The sequence below is a fragment of the Paenibacillus soyae genome (assembly GCF_024623455.1).
Lineage (GTDB): Bacteria > Bacillota > Bacilli > Paenibacillales > Paenibacillaceae > Pristimantibacillus > Pristimantibacillus soyae.
Window position 1 is genome coordinate 243402 of the sequence record NZ_JANIPJ010000006.1, and the last position, 20868, is coordinate 264269.

8 protein-coding genes and 2 pseudogenes are annotated in these 20868 nt (G+C 50.6%); all 10 read right to left on the minus strand.

All coding sequences use genetic code 11. From position 1 onward, the window contains the following. Positions 1–309: 309 nt before the first annotated feature. Entirely contained in the window at positions 310–1845 is a 1536-nt protein-coding gene (locus tag NQZ67_RS11005; protein WP_257445405.1) for a glycoside hydrolase family 43 protein, read from the minus strand. A gap of 187 nt (positions 1846–2032) precedes the next feature. Further along, positions 2033–3730: an ABC transporter substrate-binding protein gene (locus NQZ67_RS11010; protein ID WP_257445407.1), complete on the minus strand. Its 1698-nt coding sequence runs from the start codon at positions 3728–3730 to the stop codon at positions 2033–2035. 94 nt (positions 3731–3824) lie between these two features. Next, a complete protein-coding gene (locus tag NQZ67_RS11015) occupies positions 3825–4718 on the minus strand; it encodes a carbohydrate ABC transporter permease (RefSeq protein WP_257445409.1) in 894 nt (297 codons plus the stop codon). A 12-nt stretch (positions 4719–4730) separates the two neighbouring features. Next, complete coding sequence (locus tag NQZ67_RS11020) at positions 4731–5690, minus strand: ABC transporter permease (protein ID WP_371825287.1); 960 nt, start codon at positions 5688–5690, stop codon at positions 4731–4733. Positions 5691–5894: 204 nt separating this feature from the next. Continuing rightward, positions 5895–6191, minus strand: a pseudogene (locus NQZ67_RS11025) (family 16 glycosylhydrolase); the annotation flags it as partial. A 12-nt stretch (positions 6192–6203) separates the two neighbouring features. After that, positions 6204–7124: a glycoside hydrolase family protein gene (locus NQZ67_RS11030; protein WP_257445411.1), complete on the minus strand. Its 921-nt coding sequence runs from the start codon at positions 7122–7124 to the stop codon at positions 6204–6206. Beyond that, positions 7125–8684, minus strand: a complete 1560-nt coding sequence (locus NQZ67_RS11035; protein ID WP_257445412.1) for a glycoside hydrolase family 43 protein — start codon at positions 8682–8684, stop codon at positions 7125–7127. Between the two features lie 251 nt (positions 8685–8935). Beyond that, positions 8936–13090, minus strand: a complete 4155-nt coding sequence (locus NQZ67_RS11040; RefSeq protein WP_257445414.1) for a LamG-like jellyroll fold domain-containing protein — start codon at positions 13088–13090, stop codon at positions 8936–8938. A gap of 160 nt (positions 13091–13250) precedes the next feature. Further along, the gene (locus NQZ67_RS30605; protein ID WP_371825291.1) at positions 13251–14405 is read right to left on the minus strand and encodes a chitinase N-terminal domain-containing protein; all 1155 of its coding nucleotides are present in this window, start codon (positions 14403–14405) and stop codon (positions 13251–13253) included. Between the two features lie 192 nt (positions 14406–14597). After that, positions 14598–20828: pseudogene (locus tag NQZ67_RS11045) on the minus strand (LamG-like jellyroll fold domain-containing protein); the annotation flags it as partial. Positions 20829–20868 lie beyond the last annotated feature (40 nt).

A 20868-nucleotide genomic window follows, 5' to 3' on the forward strand; every position in this document is an offset into this window, starting at 1 on the left:
AATCCTCCCCATGTCTAACATGTATTCTTACATCACTACTTTATCAACGTGTTGAATAGTAAACCTTGATTTTTTGGACATGGTATAGCATGATTTAGTCTAGTTGAATTTGATGTTTTCTCGGAAGAGACGAACAAGGTACCAGAGCTGCTTAAGGAAGCGGCCCGGTACCTTGTTGTGATCTAGCCTTCACTTCGTGCTTACGCCGGCGGACAATGTCGTAACCGTCCACGAAAATGCCAAATAATGATCTTCCGGAATATTGATCCGGGCGGCATCGCCCACTGACTGTTGTTTTCGAGCTGTGCGTCAACCGTTCAACGGCTCATATTCGAACCAATCGAAGCATGCCGGAGAACCCTGCCCCGTTCCGCAGACGGCGTACATTGCTATGACGACACCTGTAAATCCGCCCGCTACCTCTGTTGAGAGCAGATGCGATTCTCCGGATCCCGCTTCAAGAACACCGAATGAATCCTGCTGAATGTTGAAGTGGAACCATTCCGGCTGCGCTTCAACCTTAAGAATGACAGGGCCCTCCGAGCACTCCAGCGTGCGCTCCGCACTTAAGGATCCTACGGTACGCCGGAATACGATCACCTTGCATCCTTCTTGGCGCTTTACAGCCAGATCGTAATGATAGCTATCGTTCATAAATACGGTAAGTCCGGCTTCCTCGCCTTCGTGCTGCGGTTCGAAATTGAGCAAAGCGGAGATGTTGCTTGACCAGTGGCGCAAACGACGGCCTACAAAGGCTGGGGCGCCGGAATCGCTCAGCGACGTCTTGTTTCCGCGCAGTACAAGATTCCCCGGACGTTCGCTAAGCGACCAGCATGACGGATCCGGATTGCGCAGGAACACCCAATCGAAGCTTAAGGCCGAATCGTCGAAATCATCTCGGGCTGCGTTCGTCTGCCACCGGACCTCCGTCAACCGCGGAGCATCCATGACGCTCTCGATGCTTCCCCCGTTACCAATGATGGGCCAGCCGTCGGCCGTCCATGATACGGGCGCCAGGAACGTCTCCCTGCCCAAATGATGCCGATAAGGATAGGAGACCGGTCTAATGCCCAAGAAAACCGCCCACCAGCTGCCATCGTGCGCCTGTACCAGATCGGCATGGCCTGTTGCATGAATGCTGCTGTTCCGGCTTCTATGCGTTAGGATCGGGTTATGGGGGCAAGCTTCGAAAGGCCCATATGGAGAGTCGCTTCTCGCAATCGTCACCATATGGCCGTATTCCGTCCCGCCTTCGGCAATCAGCAAGTAATAAAGCCCATTGATCTTGTACAGATGAGGCGCTTCCGGATGCGCTCCGCCCGTCCCCTTCCAGATCAGACGGCTCTCTGTCAGCATTTGCCCGGTCGATATGTCAATCTCGCATTGATAGATGCCATAGCCTTCACTGCCAGAATAAGTAGATTGAAAGAATATGCTGCCATCTTCATCGAATAATAGAGAAGGATCGATGCCGCCCTGCGCGACTGGTATCATATCGGACCACGGACCTTCCGGCTGTTGGCTGCGAACATAGAAGTTGCCGCCCCCGCTCACATTAGTCGTGACCATATAGAACCAGCCGTCGTGATGGCGGATCGTCGGCGCGTAAATCCCTCCCGATAACCAAGTGTTAGCCAGCGGCAATTGCTGCTTGGTCGTGAGGCAATGTCCGATCTGGCGCCAATGGACAAGATCCTTGCTATGGAATATGGGAACTCCGGGAAAATAGCCAAATGAGCTTGTGACCAAATAATAATCATCCTCGACTCGGCAGATGCTCGGGTCGGGATAAAAGCCTGGAATTATCGGATTGCTATACGTTGCGGTGCTGCTCGTTGTCACCATGCTACAACTCCTAATCATTCGAAAGTTTGATCGTACCGAAGCCCTTCCATTCGGATTATAAAACACGGCATAAGCAAGCACCTTGATTTTCAAGTCAACGAATAGCATGATTTAGCCATTTGTATGTCAAGCGCATGGTTTAGCAGAAAAAAATCCGCGAGCTTATTACGCTCGCGGAAATGGATACTTATTTCGACCAAAGCTCAACGCGGTCCTTCACCATCTTTGTAAATTCTTCATTCATCTTCGCAACGCCTGCGTCTTCCAGGTCTTTCAGGAACTGATCGTAGACCTTATCGAAATCTTCCGGCTTCGCCAGAATCGCTTCCGGTATGCGTTTTTTCATAATATCATCCGCTTTTTGTTTAATAACGTTCGCCTCGGAGGTCGCCTCGAACGGAAGCGTCCATGCCGCGCCGTATTTGCGTTCTGGGAACGAATCATCGGAAGGCCACAAATCCTTGTAAGTCGTTGCGCCGTAAGCCTTCAGCGTCTTTTTGTCTTCTTCCGAGTAAGCGGCTTGGATCTGCTCAGGGAATGTCGTCGTGTAGTAATTTCCGGACTGATCCTTCACGCCGTCCCCGTAACGGGCGGATATGTTGTAGTTGCCGATACCCGTTGTTTTCACGAACGTGTTGTTGTCATTCGTTTTCTGCTCCAGCAACTCGTCAGGAATGACGCGTTTGCCGTCTACCATATTGTAATGCTTGCCTTCAATCCCCCAGTTGAGAAGCACTTGGCCTTCATCGGAAGCCAGGTAGTCCAGGAATTTGATCAAACGAACCGGATCTTGAGCATCTTTCGTAATCGCAATCCCGAGGGCTGGAAGGTAACCCGTGCCTTGGAAGGAATGATCCTGGTACGTTTCGTTCAATGTTACTGGGAAACGAGCGTATGTCGAACCGAATTTGCCTTCGGCTTTCAAAGCGTTCTCCGCTTGGCCGTAATCCCACTGCTGGTCGATAAGACCCAGAACGCGGCCGGAAGCGATTTTTGCTTTGTACTGATCGTATTTCTGGATGAAGCTTTCCGGGTCTAGCAAGCCGATATCGTTCATGTGATTCAGCCAACGGAAATATTCTCTTTCTTCAGGACGCTGGTAGTGCATGATTGCTTCATATGTTTCTTGATTAATGAAGAACTCGCCATCGTCCGGTGCTCCAGTTGCGTAGAAAGCAGGGTTTGTAACGGAAATTAGAATTTGCCATTCCCCGCCGTTAAGCGACAAACCGATATTCGGTTGACCGTCTGCCGTTGTCGGGTTTTTCTCCAGATAGGCTTTGATTGCGGCTTCGTAATCCTTAACGGTTTTGATCTCCGGGTAGCCGGCTGCTTCAAGCACTTGGTGCTGCAATTGGAAGCCGCTGCCCGAATCAAAGTACGTATGATCGACGCCGGTCAGCGAAAGCGTATAAATCGCGTCATCATCCTTGCTCCAACGAAGACGGTTATAATATTCGCCGTAAACCTTTTTAATGTTGGGGGCATGCTCTTCGATCAAAGGACGAAGGTCGAGCAAAGCGCCTGCATCGACCATTTTGTTTGTAGCGCTGCCCGGAACAACCAGATCCGGATACTCATCGGTTGCTACCATAAGCGAGAGCATCTCATCGCCGTCGTCGATAATAAATTCCGGTTTAATGGTAATGCCTGTTTTTTCTTTAATAAATTTGCCGATATCGGATTGCATGTCATCCCAGTTCGGGTTGTTGCCGGTTGCGAAGCGAATCGTCATGGGTTCTGCCGGCTGCTCGTTTGTTGCATTTGTTGTTTCTGGCGTCGCCGTACTCTTACCGCCGTCCGTATTCGAACCGCTGCATGCCGTGACGAATACGAATGCGAGTGCCGACATTAGACTAAGCGCCATTCTCATCTTTCTTTTCATTTCGTTAAAGCCTCCCTTTTTCTTGTGCGTAATAGGAATGTATATAACAGGAAACCTGCTATTACCGTTATTAGTGCGTGTTCAAAAACCTCTATTAGCTTTTTACTGCGCCAAGCGTCATTCCTTTGACGAAATACTTCTGAAGGAATGGATAGACAAGCAAGATGGGTACGGTAACGACGATCGTAATCGCCATCTTAATGGATTCAGGCGATACCGCCGCCATTGCTTTCTGTGCGTTAGGATCTCGGTAATCGCTGCCCGTCTGCGTAGATAACAGCACCTTCATCAGCTCGAACTGCAGCGTTGTATTTTCCGGATTCCTGTTATTGAACAAGTACGTATCAAACCAGGAATTCCAGTGTCCGACGGCAATGAACAAGGCGATTGTAGCCAATACGGGTTGGCAAAGCGGAAGAATAATTCTCCAGAATATCGTCCAATCATTCGCGCCGTCAATTTTCGCCGATTCTTGAAGCGCGAACGGAAGTCCGTCGATATACGAGCGGATAACGAACACATTCCAAACGCTGAGCAGTGCGGGAATGATGTAAATATAAAAGGTACCGATCAAGCCTAAGTATTTCATCAACAGGAAGCCCGGAATGAGTCCGCCGGAGAAATACATCGTGAGGGCGAACAAAACCGACATCCATCTTCTGCCTTGAAAATCGGGACGGCTTAACGTGTAAGCCATCATGGACGCTGCAGCAACCCCCATTGCCGTACCGACTACCGTCCGGATGACGGTGTTTCGAAAGCCGGTTATCAAGCCCTCAAAGCCGAAAATCGTTTCATAGTTTCGTAAGGTAAATTCCCGCGGGTAAATCGTCAGACCGCCTCGTACGGTATCCACCGAATCGTTAAATGAAATCGCGAGTACATTTAAAAACGGGTATAAGGTCGCAATAGCTACCATTGTCATGAATAGATAGATGAATAGGTCGAATAGTTTATCGCCAATATTTTTATGAACGACTCCTTGCATATGCCGCGCCTCCTATATGACTGTTTCTTTGGTGACTCTCTTGTATATTCCGTTCGCGATAAATACCAATAGGATGCTGACTACGGAATTGAATATACCGATTGCCGTACCGTACGAATACCGGCCCATTTGAATACCGTACTTAAGCGCATACAGATCGAGCACCTCTGAATAATCAGATACTAGAGGGTTGCCAAGTAAGAACTGCTTCTCGAAGCCGATGCTGATTAAGTGTCCAATCGACAAGATGAAGAGGACCATGAAGGTTGTACGAATACCAGGCAGCGTGATATGCCACATCTTGCGGAATCTGCCTGCTCCATCAACCGTTGACGCTTCGTAAAGCTCGGGATCGATGCCAGCCATCGCTGCCAGGAAAATAATCGAGTTCCAGCCCATTTCCTTCCACAAATCTGAAACGGTTACAATTCCCCAGAACAAATCGCCTTTCGCCATAAACTGAATAGGCTGGTCGATAATGTTAAGCCACATGAGCAATTGGTTCACCGCTCCGCCGTCTGTCGAAAGCATTTTATACACGAGTCCGGCTACGACAACCCATGAAACAAAGTGAGGCAAATACGAAATCGTTTGAACCGACCGTTTGAATAACTGGCCTTTCATCTCGTTTAACAATAAAGCGAATAGGATAGGAATCGTGAAGCCTACAATGAGCCCCATCGTGCTCATGGCCAGCGTATTTCGCAAAACGATATAAAATCTTTCATCTTGGAACAATTCAATGAAATTCTGAAAGCCTACCCATTTCTGATCGAAAAGGGAATCTTTCGGCTTATAATTTTGGAAAGCGGTAATCCAGCCCCATACAGGCACATAGCTGAAAATAAAAATCCATATGACGAATGGAAGCGACATCATGTACAAGTAACGCTGCTGGAAAGCTTTGAACCAGACCCGGTTCCTTTTGAGCGTCGATCCTGCTTCCGGGGTCATTTCTGTTAGCGGTTTCATCTGTGTTCCTCCTAGCTTGTTAAGCTGCCCTCTCTTATTTGTACTTATCATAATCGATAGAGACCAATCCATTGCACCCGATAAAGTCGACCTAAAATCATATCAAAAAAAACCTTTTCAAACGCAAAAAACGCCATCGAGCTTCGATTTCATAGAATCGAATGGTTGATGGCGCTTTTTTGCTCACAGAGCTACCCTATTGTCCTAATTGCTTGTATATTTCACCCAGTCATAATACGCATATATCGGATTCGCCCCGTTATAGCTGCCTAGCCATGCATCTACGCCTGTACCGTTCCATAGATTCATCATGATTTTACCTGGCGTCTTCGGTATATTGGAAGTTGCCGTATGCTTCAATACACCGTCAACGTACCACTTGATGGATCCTGGCTGCCAGTCGAAAGCGTAGGTGTGAAATCCTTGAGAAGCATCGAAGCCGAGATCTACGATCTTCTCGTGGCCTCCCACGCCGTTCGTATAGTAGTTGAATTGAACTTTCACTATATTATTCTATCGATCTCCCGCTCCAAGCTTCAACTCAAACTCCTTGTCGCGGTCGCAGATCAGCGTTCCGTCCACAACCTCCAGCTTGGCCACCTGAAGGGAGGAGCGGCGCCATTCATAATGATTCGACTCCTCATGATGCCCGTTCACGCGGCCGGGATGAGTAAAATAAAAGATATACCCTTCTTCTCCTTGCACGACCACGTCCGCGTGAAGGCCGATCGTCCCGTCATCCTCGCGTTTGCCAGGCTGGTCGAGAATGATGCCGTTTCGCTCCCATGCCGTAAGATCATCGGAGCGGAACACGCCCTGCCCCCGCCACTCGTCTACAATCATCCAATAATAGCCGCCCAAGCGGAAAACATTCGGTCCTTCGTGGCCTCTTTCGGTAATGACCGGACCAATCGGCTGCCATTCATACAGATCCTTGCTCTCGGCCGCGTAAGTATGATTCCGCTGCTTAAACCACATTCGGAACATGCCGTTCGGCAGTTGGAACACACAGGCATCAATCACGTTCTCCTCGCTTATTCCAAGCGTGGACTGGAACTCCCAACGAATCAGGTCGGGGCTTGTATAATGCCGGATACGAGCCTTGCCCGACCAATCAATAGGTACGCCGTGGACATAAGTGACATACATATGGTACAGGCCATCATGCCAGATGATTTCCGGCGCCCAGAACGTATTTCTGCCCCATTCCGTTTCGAGCCCTTGCAGGGTTCCTCGGTATAACCAGGTGGATCCGCCATCCGATGAAGAAGCAACGCCGAGATCGGTGCCGTGCACCCATCCGTATTTCGGCCCCTCCTGCGTTGCGCGGCGGTTCGTATAGATCATCCACCATTCCTTGGCCTGCCGATTCCATATGACTACAGGATCCGCCGCACCGTCATAGATGGGATCCCTAAACAATGGCGATTTCATTTATTCTCCACTCCCCGCAACTTCGTAACCGAAATGGTCGACATCGATATAACCCTGCTCGCTTTCGCCGTTAAGGCTGTATACCCCGATCCGGTCTCCCCTGTAATTGCCCCACCCCAGCTGATAGGCGTCTCCAAAGCTCTCGAACTGCTCCCCATCGACGCTGTATTCGAACCGGCTAATTCCGTCTATGTTCCACACCGATCTTAACCAAAGGGCAGTGCTTGTTAATTTCGGCCCCCATACGACCGTTCCCGAGTTATTGAACTTCAGGACCCTTGTCCCGTTCAGCTGTTGAACGCCAACCGTGCAATAGGTTTTCGCGAAATGGCAAAGACCCGCTTCCTGTCCGTCCGCCATGCCGCCGATCTCTATTTTCACTGTTGCTTCGTTATGAATGGTCCTGAACGCTCTTTGCGAAAGGACGTTGCATACGGTGAAAAAATTGTCCCTGTCGATAGGTTGGCATGCATGCAGACGCAAATAGCCGGGCCGTTCCGTTAACGACCACTTATCGGCTCTTGGCTGATGGTTCCATTCCCAATAAGGTTTAAGATCGGCTCTGTCAAAATCGTCGGATGTGGAAAGAACCGTTGCGGGATGCCCGTTAATCGGCTTCCTGCCTCCCCATACCATCTCTCCGACTCCGTCGCCGTCCGTATCATCTCCGATGATCGGCCAACCGTCCACCCATGTTACGGGCAGCAAGTGCAGCGGCCTGCCTTCGTGCGCGCCCGAACCTTGATGGCTGATGAAGTACCAATCCCCGGAGACCGTCTGGACAAGTCCGCCCTGATTGGGCTCCCGGTCTATTTCCTTGCCGTGGGTATGGATAATTTCCTTCTCTTCATAAGGACCATAAATATGCTCTGACCTTAACATCATGACATCCCGGGCTTCAACGCCTCCCCGAGCGCGCACCTCGCTGTGGAAGAAATAGTAGGTTCCGTTTATTTTGTAGAGCTTATTAGCTTCGCTTCCTTTGTATTGATGGATAATCCTACCGCTGTCATGCAGCAGCTCTTTGCCGTCTTCGCTAAGTTTAATTAGATGGATATTATAGTTGTCGGCGAAATGGGTGGCGACCAGGTAGCCTTGTCCGTCATCGTCCCAGAATGGACAGCAGTCATCCCAACCGGCGACCTCCCACACCCGATGAAGCGGCTCCCAAGGTCCAGCCGGATCGGTTGCCGTGCTCATAAACAAGCCTTCGTCGGGCGTGAAGAAATACACCCAATATTTATACTTATGGAATCGGATGGCGCCGGCCCAGACGCCTCTGCCGTAACGGTTCATTCGATCATAATCGTATTCCGGGCCGATGCTTGTCAAATCTGGTACAACATGCCCGATCATGCTCCAATTCACGAGATCCTTGGAATGCAGCACCGCCATCCCCGGAGAGCAATGCAAGGTAGAGGAGATGGCGTAATAATCATCCCCGACCCGAATGGCATCCGGATCGCTATAATCGCCGGGCAAGACAGGATTGACATAGGTGCCGTCTCCCTGATCTCCCCAAGCTCCCTTCTTCGATAACAGATTGTAGTTATCCTCCATCAATAGAGTCTCCTTTTCATTCCTGATTTCACATTATGCATAATAGAATACTGTCTTCTTTTGAATGTAATATCATGTTTGATGAGTGTTCAAGTTCGCATTATTTGAAAATATCGATTTGATGTATTTTGAACCTGTGTAGACAACACAAATAGGGGTGCAGAGCACCCCTATTGCTATAGGATTAAGAAGTCAATGCAGGAGAAGGAAAGTCGGACTTCCCCTGCAAGCTATCCTTCTGTTCCCGCCTGTTATAATCCCGCAAGGGCAGCAATCTCGCCAGGGGAGAGAGCATGGTAATACACCCTGAAGTCATCCACTTTCCCATCGAGGTACGGATCGGAGGTATATTGGGACCGGCCGATCCAGTTTTGCGCGGTGGCTCCCAGATCGGACGGTTTAAGGGTCATCGCGGTATTTTGCCCGACTTGCGCGCCGTCCACGTAGAGGGTACCCGTTGATCCATTTAAGGTGACGGCTACATGATGCCAGCCACCCGTCGGCAGCGCCGACTGCCCGTTAATGATTTGTTCGCTCGAACCGTTCTTCTTGATGGCAAAGCGGATTTTGCCGTTGGCTCCGTTCTTCGGAGTGAGGAACATATTGGTCGCGGTTCCGGAACCGAAATCGAAAATCCGCGACCAGTTGCTCACGCTCTCCAGATTCACCCAGGCCGCTATGGTGAGCGCGTCTGCGCCGGAGACAACAGCGGACGGAAGGGCAATATATCCGTTTGTTCCGTTAAGCTCCGCTGCATTGCCGGCTTTGCCCGTCGTCCAGGCTGCCCCGCCATTGATTGTTCCATGCTTGAAATCACCTGATGCGTCTGCCGCCGCAGTCCCGCTGGATTGATCGAATTTATACCAGACGACCATGCCGGGTGCGGCAAGAGCGGCGATCTCGTCGGCAGGAAGCGCTTGGTCATAAATACGGAAGTCATCCACTCGTCCATCGAGATAGGGATCCGGGTACTGGGAGCGGCCGATCCAATTCTGAGTGGTGGCGCCCAGATCGGACGGTTTTAGGGTCATCGACGTATTGGTACCCACTTGGGAGCCGTCCACATAGAGAATGCCGGTCGAACCGTTTAACGTGACGGCCACATGATGCCAGCCTCCCGTCGGCAGCGCCGACCCCCCTTCAATGATTTGCTCGCTCGAATTATTGTTTTTGATCGCGAATCGGATTTTTCCGTTGGCTCCGTTTTTCGGCGTGAGGAACATGCTGGTCGAAGTTCCGGAACCAAAATCGAAAATCCGTGTCCAGTTGCTCGCCGTATCCAGATTCACCCATGCGGAAATGGTAAGCGTGTCGGTCTCGGAGACAATACCGCCGGGAAGAGCAACATAGCCGTTCGGTCCGGCAAGATCGACAGCGCCTCCGATTCTGCCTGTCGTCCAGGCTGTACCGCCGCTCAACGTCCCATGATTGCCGTTTCCGGATGCGTCTGCGGTCGAAGCTCCGCCTGTTTCGTCAAACGTATACCTGGAAATGAGGCTCGCGACCGGCATACCAACGGTTGTTGCGGAAGCAATGGCCGACATGTCCGATTCTCCTATTGCATTGACTGCCGTTACCTTGTAATGGTAAGACGTTATCGGCTTCAATCCCTGGCTGGCAAACGATGTTTCTGTAATCACTTGACTATTAACCTTTGTGAACTCGGCATTCTCCGCCAAAGAATCGGAGATGTAAACGTTATAACCCGCTGCTCCCGTTATTGCCGGCCAGCTTATGTTAATCGATCTATGGTCTACAGCCGCGGCCGCCACTCCTGTCGGAGCTGCCGTTACGGTTTCCAGAGATTGTCCGTTCATCACGCTCGTCATTTCAGATGAACTTATCGCGCGGGTATAGATTCTGAAATCATCTACCCGGCCGTCGAGATACGGATCGGAGAATTGGGAGCGGCCGATCCGATTCTGAGTCGTAGCTCCCATATCGGACGGTTTGATGGTCATCGACGTATTGCTGCCCGCTTGGGCGCCGTCCACGTAGAGCGTGCCGGTCGAACCGTTTAACGTGACGGCCACATGATGCCAGCCTCCCGTTGCCAGCGCAGACTGCCCGTCAATAATCTGCTCGCTCGAATTATTGTTTTTGATCGCAAAGCGGATTTTCCCATTGGATCCGTTTTTCGGTGAAAGATACATATAGGTGGAGGTTCCGGAACCGAAATCGAAAATCCGCGTCCAGTTGCTCGCGGTATCGAGATTGACCCATGCCGCAACCGTGATCGTGTCGGCCCCTTCGACAACGCCGGCGGGAAGCTCGATATAGTCGTTGGTCCCGTCAAGAACGACCGCGTTGCCTGATTGCCCGGTTGTCCAAGCCGCGCCGCCATTTACGGTCCCGGTACTGCCATATCCGGATGCGTCCGCGGCCGAAGCTCCGCTCGTTTCGTCCAATTTGTACCAGGCTTTTAAAGAGGCGTCGGCGATGACTACTACGGTTGCCTGGTAAGCTTGACCGTTATAGGTCGCGGTAATCGTCGCCGTACCTGTGCTAATCCCGGTCACCAAGCCTGCCGAATCGACGGCTGCCACAGCCGGATCGGATGAAGCAAAGCTCGCCTGGCTGGTAAGAACCTGAATGCTTCGGTCCGGATGAATGACTCTTAATACGGATTGATGCTTATGATTGACATGAAGAGAATAACGGCTTACATCGAAATCCGGAATGCCTTCTCCCCCCGTTGCGGCCGATACAACGGCAAACGTTGATGCCCCGGATACGCGGACCTTATAATAGTAATTCGTATTGGGCGTCAAGCTTGTATCGCTATAAGACGTTGTCGGAATTGGCGCGCTGTTAATCTGGGTATACGTTCCGTTCTCTTCCGTGGATCTGTAGATGTTGTAACCGAGCGCGTCCGGTACAGCCGCCCAGCTTAAGTTGATCGCATCCGAACCTGTACTCGTTGCCTTCAATCCCGTGATATTATCTAGAATGATTCGATTGCTCACCCCGTCAGCCTTGGCTGCATCGGGCGTGTACAGCAGCGACGCCAACGGATAATCCTTTCCTGCAACCTCCGGCATTCTCGTTTCATAGGCATAGGCCAGGTATTTGAATTTTTCCTGGGTCATATCCCGTCCTTCGATATATTTATAATAGTTGTACAGAACGCTGTTGAACCCATCGATTCTGCCTCTTTGATCCGGATTGATCTTATCAAAAATTTGACCGGCATAGCTTTGGTTGGCGACTGCGGGCGTCCATGGCACATCATATCCCAAATGATACTTCAGAGCATGGGTCATCCCTGCCAACAGTCGATCATCGAGGAAGTTGAATGGATTCACCGCATTGGCGGCCGTGGACATCGTTCCGTCTACCGGGTCAACCTTCGTCCCCTGGGCGTAGATGGTCTGCGCCAACGTAGACAATCCGGCGATATTGGCGTAGGCATGTCCCACGTCGCGGCCCATCTCCATTAACTGCACATGATAATCCGACGGGTCGAGCGGTTCTCCCGTCATTTCATTCGTCGTCATCCATCGCATTTCATGCTTGATCGAACCGTTCCTTCCTCCATCATCGCCTGCGGCGTTAACCATCGCCGCTTCTACGGCCTCTGCGTACAGCGCCAGATCATTGATAAAGATCGCCCGCGCCATCGTACCCATAACCGTAAACTGATGCTGGTTCATGAAGAAAGAATGCGGGTTATAAGTGACCGAGCAAAGCTCCATCATGTTTGTAAAATTCTGAGTGTCGGTGGCCGTCCATTTCAGACTTGCCGTCTGGGTATCGGAATATCGCATAATCTCTGCAGCCGCCGCGAGCAAATAAGTCATCGTCGCAAATCGGAAGCTCGTATGAGGAGCAACGGACTGGATGCCGGAATAAGCTCTGATGATAGACATCGCGCTGGAACGGTATGTCTCGTCGCCGGTAATATACCACATAACCGCTTGCTTGAAAGCGACTAAAGCATCCGTATTCGCGCGCGTTCCCACATAATCGCTTGGATTAGCCCAATATTTTCCGTTCGCATCAGTAAAGGCCCACGGCCCGCGGATATTAACGAACAGATCATTTCCGGCTTCATATAAGATTCTTGGATTCGGTCTGGATTGCGGGTCGGCGGCAAACGCTTCGAACGCCGTATTCCAAGGCTCGTCCCCTGCTCTTACATGGTCGCGCATATTGTCCAGATCGGCCAATGACATAGCAATGCCCGGATGATGGATCGTCGCCGATACGGTGTTCCCGTTTGCATCCGTATAGGAAGCAATCACGTCCGCATTGACTGCTTGCGGTTTGTAAGAAGTAATCAGCGGAGAAACAGCCGCTTCCGCTGTTTCCTTCCATCCAAAGCCTGTAAAGGTCATAGCTAATGTAAAACAAAGAATATAGACAAAAAATCGTTGGCAGCGCTTTCTTAATTGGTTAAAATCCATTCTTATCCCTCCTTTTTAATCTTGCTCATCATTACTGCTGCTGCAGCATGTCGGCGTTTATCCCCACTCTTTCTTTTTCCATTTTCAAGAAGTGAAGCCCCCAATTCAGAACGAAATTCGATTGGGGGCTTCGATGATTCATGTCAGGTTAACTCATTGATCAATCTTCTTGCTCCTTGACGGTAATCGTAATCGTCTCGCTGGACGTCTCTCCCGCCGCATTGACCAATTCGGCGCGGTACTCGTATACGCCCGGAGCTCTGCCGGTGATGCTCGTTGTCGCCTTCTGGGCGCCCGGGGTCGCTGCGGTCAGCATCTGCGTATCGATTAATACCCCATTCTCGTACAGACGGTATTCGGAACCGTTCGTTCCCCACCACATATTCATTGTAACCCTGTAGTTCCCGTCGCCGTCCCAGTTGTCATGGGACGCTGCCGGTTTGCCCGGCAAGGCATCGGTGACGGTGACGACAAGCGGGTCGCATGCAGTCGTGCCGAAGACATTCGTCAGCTCGCAGGTGTACGTATACGTTCCGTTCGCTTTGCCCGAAATATCGGTCTTCACGGTTTGCGCACTCGGCGAGCTGTCCGTCAGCGCCTGTGTATGGATCAACTCACCGTTCTCGTACAGCTTGAACTCGGTGCCGTTGTTCCCCCACCACAGGTTCATCGTGACGGTATAGCTGCCATCCTTAAGTCCATCGTGACCGTTGTTGTCGGAGAGGACCGGTTTCCCCGGCGCCCCTCCCGCAAGCGGCGTCTCATCGTGCAGCCACTGCGCCCAGCGGACCAGCACGGTCGCCTGCTCTTCCGTCAGCTTCTTCCCGCTCTGAGCATTCACTTCATGAATAAATGCCTGCAGCTGGTTCCTCGCTTCCTGACCTTTGCCTTCTGCAGCCTTTGCTTGCGCGTCCGCCAGCTTCTGCTGAAGGGATGCCGCGATGCCCTGCCATCCTGGAGCGCCGGTTTCTGCCGCGAAGGTACCGGTCAGCGCAGACAGACTTTCGAACGTCGCAACCACGCTGTACGAATGCTCGGCCGATCCGCGGTGACCTGCCGCATCCACCGCTTCCGCCGTTACGGTATGAACGCCCGGCTCAAGCGTATACGCCTTGACTTCCACGATCGGCGCTTCGCACGACGAGGATGTGACGCCGGACACAGCGTCAACCGCGCTGCACGTGATGTTGATTGTCTGATCAATGGTATACGACGATTCGCCGGTAATCGTGACTTGAGGCGCAGTCAGATCAATCTTCGCATCGACCGATTTCGGATGAACCGCATCGGTTCCAGTTGCCGGACGATACAGCATATTGATTATGCCTTCCTGGCTCAGCGTAACAGGCGCGTCATAGGCGAACCAGCTGGTGCCGCCGTCCAGACTGTACTGCACGTTCCCGTGAGCCGACAACGTCACCGTTACCGGCGCCGTGTACCACCCGTTCAGGCCGTTCGGTTCGGAAGGATTGAGCGACGCCGTGATCTTGATTTCCAGTGCTTCCAGCGCTTGCAGCAGACTTGCTGCTGCCGCATCAATCTCCTCCTGGGTTGCACCGGCATTACCTGCCACAGACTCCGCTTCCGAGACTGCCGCCTGAAGAACCGCTACGCTTTCCTCCGTATAATGCTCGGCTTGAATGGCAGCCGCTTCATCCAGAAGTACCATAAGCAGGCTATTGTCGATCCATTGCGCCGTATTGTTGTAAACGGTCTTAATTTCCTCCGCGCTTAAGGCGGAATTGTAAATGCGGAACTCGTCAATCATGCCGTTGAACAACGGATCGTTAAATTGGCTCTTGCCGATGTAATTTACGCCCGGCTTGAAATCGCTAGGCTTGATTGTGACATTGGTGTTCGTAGCCTTTAGTTCGCCGTTCACATACAGCTTCGCCGTTTTGTCCCCAAGCGTAACCGCCACATGGACCCATTGATTCACCGGCATCGCAGTCGTCTGCACCATTTGCTCGCCGCTTCCGTTCTTGGTCGCGAAGCGCAGCGTATTGTTTCCTGATTTCGGCGTCAGGAACATAAACTGATTCGTATTGTTGCCGAAGTCGAATATTCGTTGCCAGTTGCCGCCGCCTTTCCAGTTCACCCAGGTTGCAACTGTAATGGAATCGTAACCGGCAAGGGCATGTTCTGACGGTAATGTCGTGTAGCTGTCCGTACCATTCAAGTTGACAGCCTGGCCGGTCTTGCCCTCGGAGTAACCCACGTTTCCATGAGCCGTCCCGTCATGTTTGCCGAATGCATTCTCCACGTTGCCCTCGAACGAATAGAGCGACAACGGCACTTGAACAAGTGAAGCTTCCGCCTGTGCAAGCTCGGCAGCAAGCTGCGCCTTATCGGCTTCCGGCTTCGCCATTTCCGCTTCGATCCGCGCCGCTTCCTTCAGGTACAGATAGTGGCTGCCCTGCGTATAGCCTTTAGACGGAATCACATTCAGCTTAACCTTGAAATCTACGGTTTGGCTGGCCTCGAAGCTTCCATTGCTGACCGTAAAGATCACCGGATGGCTGCCGTAATCGGCCTGTGCCGGTGTCCAGGAGAGCACGCCGGCCTCAGCGTCGAAGGATGCGCCCGCTGGCAGATTCTCAGCTTGGTAAGTCAGCTGCGCGCCTGAAGGATCGGATACAGGCACCTGATAGGTGAGCAGCTCCTTCGCCGTCACTTCCACAACCGGCTCAGCCGTAATGACAGGCAATCCTTTCACCGTAATCTTAACGGTTCTGGATGTAGACCGTTCTCCGGATTTGACGGTAAAGGTTACCGGATGCACGCCTCCCTGTTCTTTGGCCGGCGTCCACGCGAATGTGCGCGTTTCCGCGTTGAAGGAAGCTCCTTGAGGCAGATCAGCCGCTCCATATTCGACACCTTCCATGCCGTTCATTTCTTCAACCGTAAATGTTAGCTGCTGCTCGGCAATGACGAATTTGTCGCCGATCGGAGCAAGCACCGGCAGCCCTTCGATAAACTCCAGTCCTTCGAGCGCTTCCAGCAGGCTCGCCGCGGCCGCATCGATCTCCTCCTGAGTCGCATCGGCATTACCTGACACCGACTCGGCATTCGCATGCACCGTTTCGAAAGCTCCATAGCTTTCGGTCGTGTAATATTCGGCTACGATTTCAGCCGCATCAGCCAGAGATTGCTCGAGCAGCGTCTTATCCTTGCCGATTTCTAGAAACTCGATTTCTTCAAAGTTTACGAAGCCATTATGATCGTCATAGAGGCGGATATAACGATATGGCGTCTTGTCCGGATTAAGGCCGGAATACCACTCATAGATCGACGCATTCGGAATCTTGAACAGATCCGTCCAATTCTCGCCGTCATTCGAGCCCTTGAAGACGGTGCCGTTAACACGGCCTACATGCGTTCTTCTCGGCAGGTAGCGGAACGTATCCACCGCTTTTTCGTTTCCTGCTCCAAAGTCCACGTCAACCCAGCTCACCTGAGATCGGGTATGGGCAATCGTACTGGGATCTCCATCAAATAAATACCATGCGTTCTGTTCCTCGGAGATCTTATCATTCTGCCAGAACTTCTCGGAGGCTCTGGCCATCGATGGATCCATCTGAATTTTCGTCAGCAGCGTCCGAACCGAAACGAGCAGCTTCTTCGCTTCGTAGATTTCGTCAATCAGCTGCGCCTCGTCAAATTCAGGCTTCTTCATCTCCGCTTTAATACGATCCAATTCTTTATGGTACAGGTAGAAGCTCGCTTTCGTATATTCGTTGGCCGGCAAGCTTTCCGCATCCTCCAACACTACCGAAATCGGATCCGCATTAGCGGAAACCGTGTCCGAGAACGGCTGCGGAGAGCCGTCGTCATGAACGGGCAGCACCTTATAATACGCATTGCCATACCGTAAGGAGTCTTGGAATGGCATCGCTCTTGCACCCGTGAGGATCTCCTCCCAAGGGGAGCCGTCTTCCAGCTCGGTCGTACCTGCCTTGAATACGGGATCTGTCAAGCTCGCCTCCTCGTCGTTGGTGCGGTATACGTTGAACCAGGAAGCTAGCTTTGGTTTATTCCAATGCAAAGTGATTTGATCTTTATCCTTTTCTACAAACGGCATCAGGCTCTCTCTCGACATAGCCGATACGGTTACTTCACTGAATGCCGCCTCTTGAGTCGAAACGAGTCCCGTATAATAGGCATAGGGGAATAAGCTTTCCGACTTCGCGACATATTCCCACTCGACTCCATCTTTCGATACAAATGCGTAGGCCGACTGCGAGTTATGATGCCACAACAGCTTGATATAAGGATAGTCGTCGACATGATACCCTTTAACTCCATGATTGAACGGACTTACAGGTTTACCGCCATTCCACACCACGAAGGATACTCGATTGCGATCCTGCAATACCAGGTTCCCTTGGTCATCCGCGCCGAAATACAGATAACGGGAATTTTCAGAAAGCTCCTCCCTTAACATAATACCGCTCAGAGCGCCGCTATTCTGATCGATCCTGGCACTAATCGAGCTGTTTCCAATGGCTGTCTGATGGACAAAGTGGAAGGAATCATTAATATTCCTTTTATAGATATTAAAATCGTCACCTACGCCCAGGCCTTTTCCATCCGCATTCTGAATGGTAATCACGTCGCCGTTAACCGTTGCGCTACCTTGGGTGGTGCCTATTAAATCCTGCTGCCAAGGTGAAGCAAGATTTTGGGATCCGGCATCGCTCAGATCAGCTTTTGCGCGCCATGACTCCCAGCCTGATCCATGTTCATTCACGGCTGCCACTTTATAGTAATATTCTTTCCCGCCCACCACATCGGTATCTTTATAGTGATTGCCCGTTAACCCTTCTGCAATTACGGCATACGGACCATGTTCCGTTTCAGAACGTTTGATGGTATACGTTTTTCCACCGGCAGTCGTTTTCCATATAACATCTACGCTACCATTTCCTTCAACCGCTTTGGCAAAATCAACATGATTTGGTTTTGGAGCCGGATCAAATTTGTTTGATAATTTTAGAATCATTCCGCTTTCAGGTCCAATGGTTACTTTGCCATTGACTACCGGAATCGTTGTTTGAGATACAAAATCGAAGATTTCATTTCCTGTATAATCGGAAGGCAGCTCCACCTCAAAGGAACGTTCATTTCCGTATTCAGCACGAGTGGTATTCGTGAGGATGAAATACTCCCCATATCTTGCAGCCATTAAATCCGTCAAAGTTGAATAAGGATGATCGACTTCAAAATTGTCCCGGACTACTGTACCAACCCCTGGCTGATAAGCAATGGGCAATATTTCACCTGCCAGGGCTTGAGGCGCGAATCCTTTGAGTGGCGGTTCTCCTCGCTGGAAATAGACATCCATATCATGCGATCTGATGTAGTAATCTTCATATTGCAATTGATTATTGTGAGCAATCTGCACTAGCCGCACATACTCAGGTGTGACAATATGAAGATTTCCGGTTCCCGGAAATGCCGCGTTATTCTTCGATAGCGACCCGAACATTCTAAAGTCCCCATCTCGCATGGAAATGAAATTATTATCTACATCGATCCATGCAAACTGTTCATAGTCCTCCGGATTGACATCGAAAGCGGCAATCTCTTGTTCCGTATAATAATCGAAATCGGTCTGGGGAATGACGACCCCTGCTTTTACATCGTTAAACCTTGCATAGTCCTTCCGTGTATTGAATATATACTCATAGGTTTCACGCAGATGGAAATCCCTCGAATTCAAATCGCCCAATAAGCGGTTATCCATCTTCATCTGCTGAACAGCCCCTACGGTATATCTGGCATAGTCCCAATACTTCTCCCATTCCGGACCGCTATAACGTTCCTCATGATCCGCCATATATTTTTCCAAATAAGCATAGGACGTGCCATATCCGAGCATTCTGGGGCCATACGCAATAGTTCTCGAAGGCATACCCCCATTCCGCGCATCTATAGGGGCATTCATCGCGAAGAGTCTTTTGCCCTCATCATCCAGGTCTTGGATTCGAGTCCATAAACGACCATAAAAGCTGTTAAGAGCTTGTTTCAGAAGCTCATCATTGAGTGCTTCATCCCCGGGCTGATCCAAGGTTCTATAGAAGTATTCCAATATATAATTGGTTACTTCCCCATAAATGCCTACATAGTGATTTTCTCTTCCCAATCCGCCCTGGGTTAAGTTTGTATGCTGATCTCCATAAGGCTTGCGTCGTACAACATGACCCTCTTTATCCAATTTGCTTTTTGCAAGCCCTTTGCCGACAATATGTACGTAATCATCGGTAAAGACGGCTGAACCATCATGAGCAAACAAACTATGATAGAGATCCAATTCTTCCCCGTTAGGTCCCACCAAAACTTCTTCTCCTAACCAGGGTCTTATTCCAAATATTTCATATAAAATTTGATGACTGCGCTCTTTCCCTTCATAAAATTCCGACCCTACCATCCTAAGTCCTTCATGTGCTTTCCATGCGCCTTCATACGTATAGAACACCTGATTCGTAATATAGGATTGTCTGGAACGGGCAAAATCAAAATTCGCTTTCAGTACCCGTTCCCATGCCATTCTTCGGGTTAATGGTTCACCGTTCCACCCTGCGCTCGCAAGGGAAAATTCTCCTTCAACCGATCCTGTTGCAAAGGGTTGATCCAGAAAGGCATTGTAGGCTTCTTCCCCTAACACTTCTTCGTCAAAGATCAGGTTTTCCGCAAGATACAAAGCCTCGCCTAATTCGCCATAAAAGCCGCCCCAATCCCCTTGGTGTCCTCCGCGAAGCACCAGTCTCGTATTTCCATAATAGTTTTTCGTATGAACGTCAATGGCTTGAAACATGCGCATTAACGCTTCGCGTTTCGCTTCCGGGGTTTTCATTGGAGATATGTCGTCTTTCAAGACCAAGGCATAATACCGAAGAGCATTTGTGTATTTCGCGATATTTAACGTATTGTTCGGATTATTGCCGAGATGGTTATAATGATTCATAAAGGTGGTAATGGGTTCTTGGCTTAACTGTGCAATCTTTGCTTCTATTTCCTCAAAGGTATCACCGGATTTCAGCACGGTCTCCGGTCCCTGGCCTTCTTTAAATTTATACCCCTGCACTTCATCCTCCACATCAATATAAGCCTGGGTATGGGTATAACCGGTATAGTACCCTCTTGATGGTTGTTCGACCTTCCCCCAAGGAATCGTTGTATTGATTGTGATTTCTACGATTTCCTTTCCTCTCGTTGACTCCAGAGGCAGCACAATGGTGCTGTATATAAATTGATTCGGCGCTCGTTCGCCGCCTAACAGAGGTGAATAATCTCCCCCTTTGAAATACCCGATCTGTTCGCCATTGATCACGATTTGTGCTCGAGAAGACATCGTCTCATCTCCAGCAAACTTCACCGTAAAGTAATTTTGCAGATACGGATCCACCTTCATCGAGAAGGTTAGAAAACCTCCTGTTTCCGAAGCAGGAATACGCGGCTCGGATACCCTGGCATTTTCCCCCTTAAATCCGGTAATAACACTGGTGAGCTCCCCCCTGAAATTGTGAGCGTTTTCAGAATTGGAATTGCCGAAGTCGATCTTATCCAGAATGCCGTTAGCAGGTTCAGACTGCGCGGGTTCAGACTGCGAATCTTCGTTAGCGGCGAATACGCGATTATTCGGCGCGGGGACAAGCAATTGCGCCAGCATTACTGCCGCTAGACAGACGGCCAAGGCACGCGCCGCCCAGGTTGCTTTCTTGTTCTGCAAAACCATAAGTGATGTCCTCTCCTTACATCAATTTTTACTTGCTGCT

Bases quoted from the DNA above. Each gene is read 5' to 3' on its own strand.
- NQZ67_RS11005 (WP_257445405.1), bottom strand. From the start codon at position 1,845: ATGGTGACAACGAGCAGCACCGCAACGTATAGCAATCCGATAATTCCA.
- NQZ67_RS11010 (WP_257445407.1), bottom strand. From the start codon at position 3,730: ATGAAAAGAAAGATGAGAATGGCGCTTAGTCTAATGTCGGCACTCGCA.
- NQZ67_RS11015 (WP_257445409.1), bottom strand. From the start codon at position 4,718: ATGCAAGGAGTCGTTCATAAAAATATTGGCGATAAACTATTCGACCTA.
- NQZ67_RS11020 (WP_371825287.1), bottom strand. From the start codon at position 5,690: ATGAAACCGCTAACAGAAATGACCCCGGAAGCAGGATCGACGCTCAAA.
- NQZ67_RS11030 (WP_257445411.1), bottom strand. From the start codon at position 7,124: ATGAAATCGCCATTGTTTAGGGATCCCATCTATGACGGTGCGGCGGAT.
- NQZ67_RS11035 (WP_257445412.1), bottom strand. From the start codon at position 8,684: ATGGAGGATAACTACAATCTGTTATCGAAGAAGGGAGCTTGGGGAGAT.
- NQZ67_RS11040 (WP_257445414.1), bottom strand. From the start codon at position 13,090: ATGGATTTTAACCAATTAAGAAAGCGCTGCCAACGATTTTTTGTCTAT.
- NQZ67_RS30605 (WP_371825291.1), bottom strand. From the start codon at position 14,405: ATGCTGTATCGTCCGGCAACTGGAACCGATGCGGTTCATCCGAAATCG.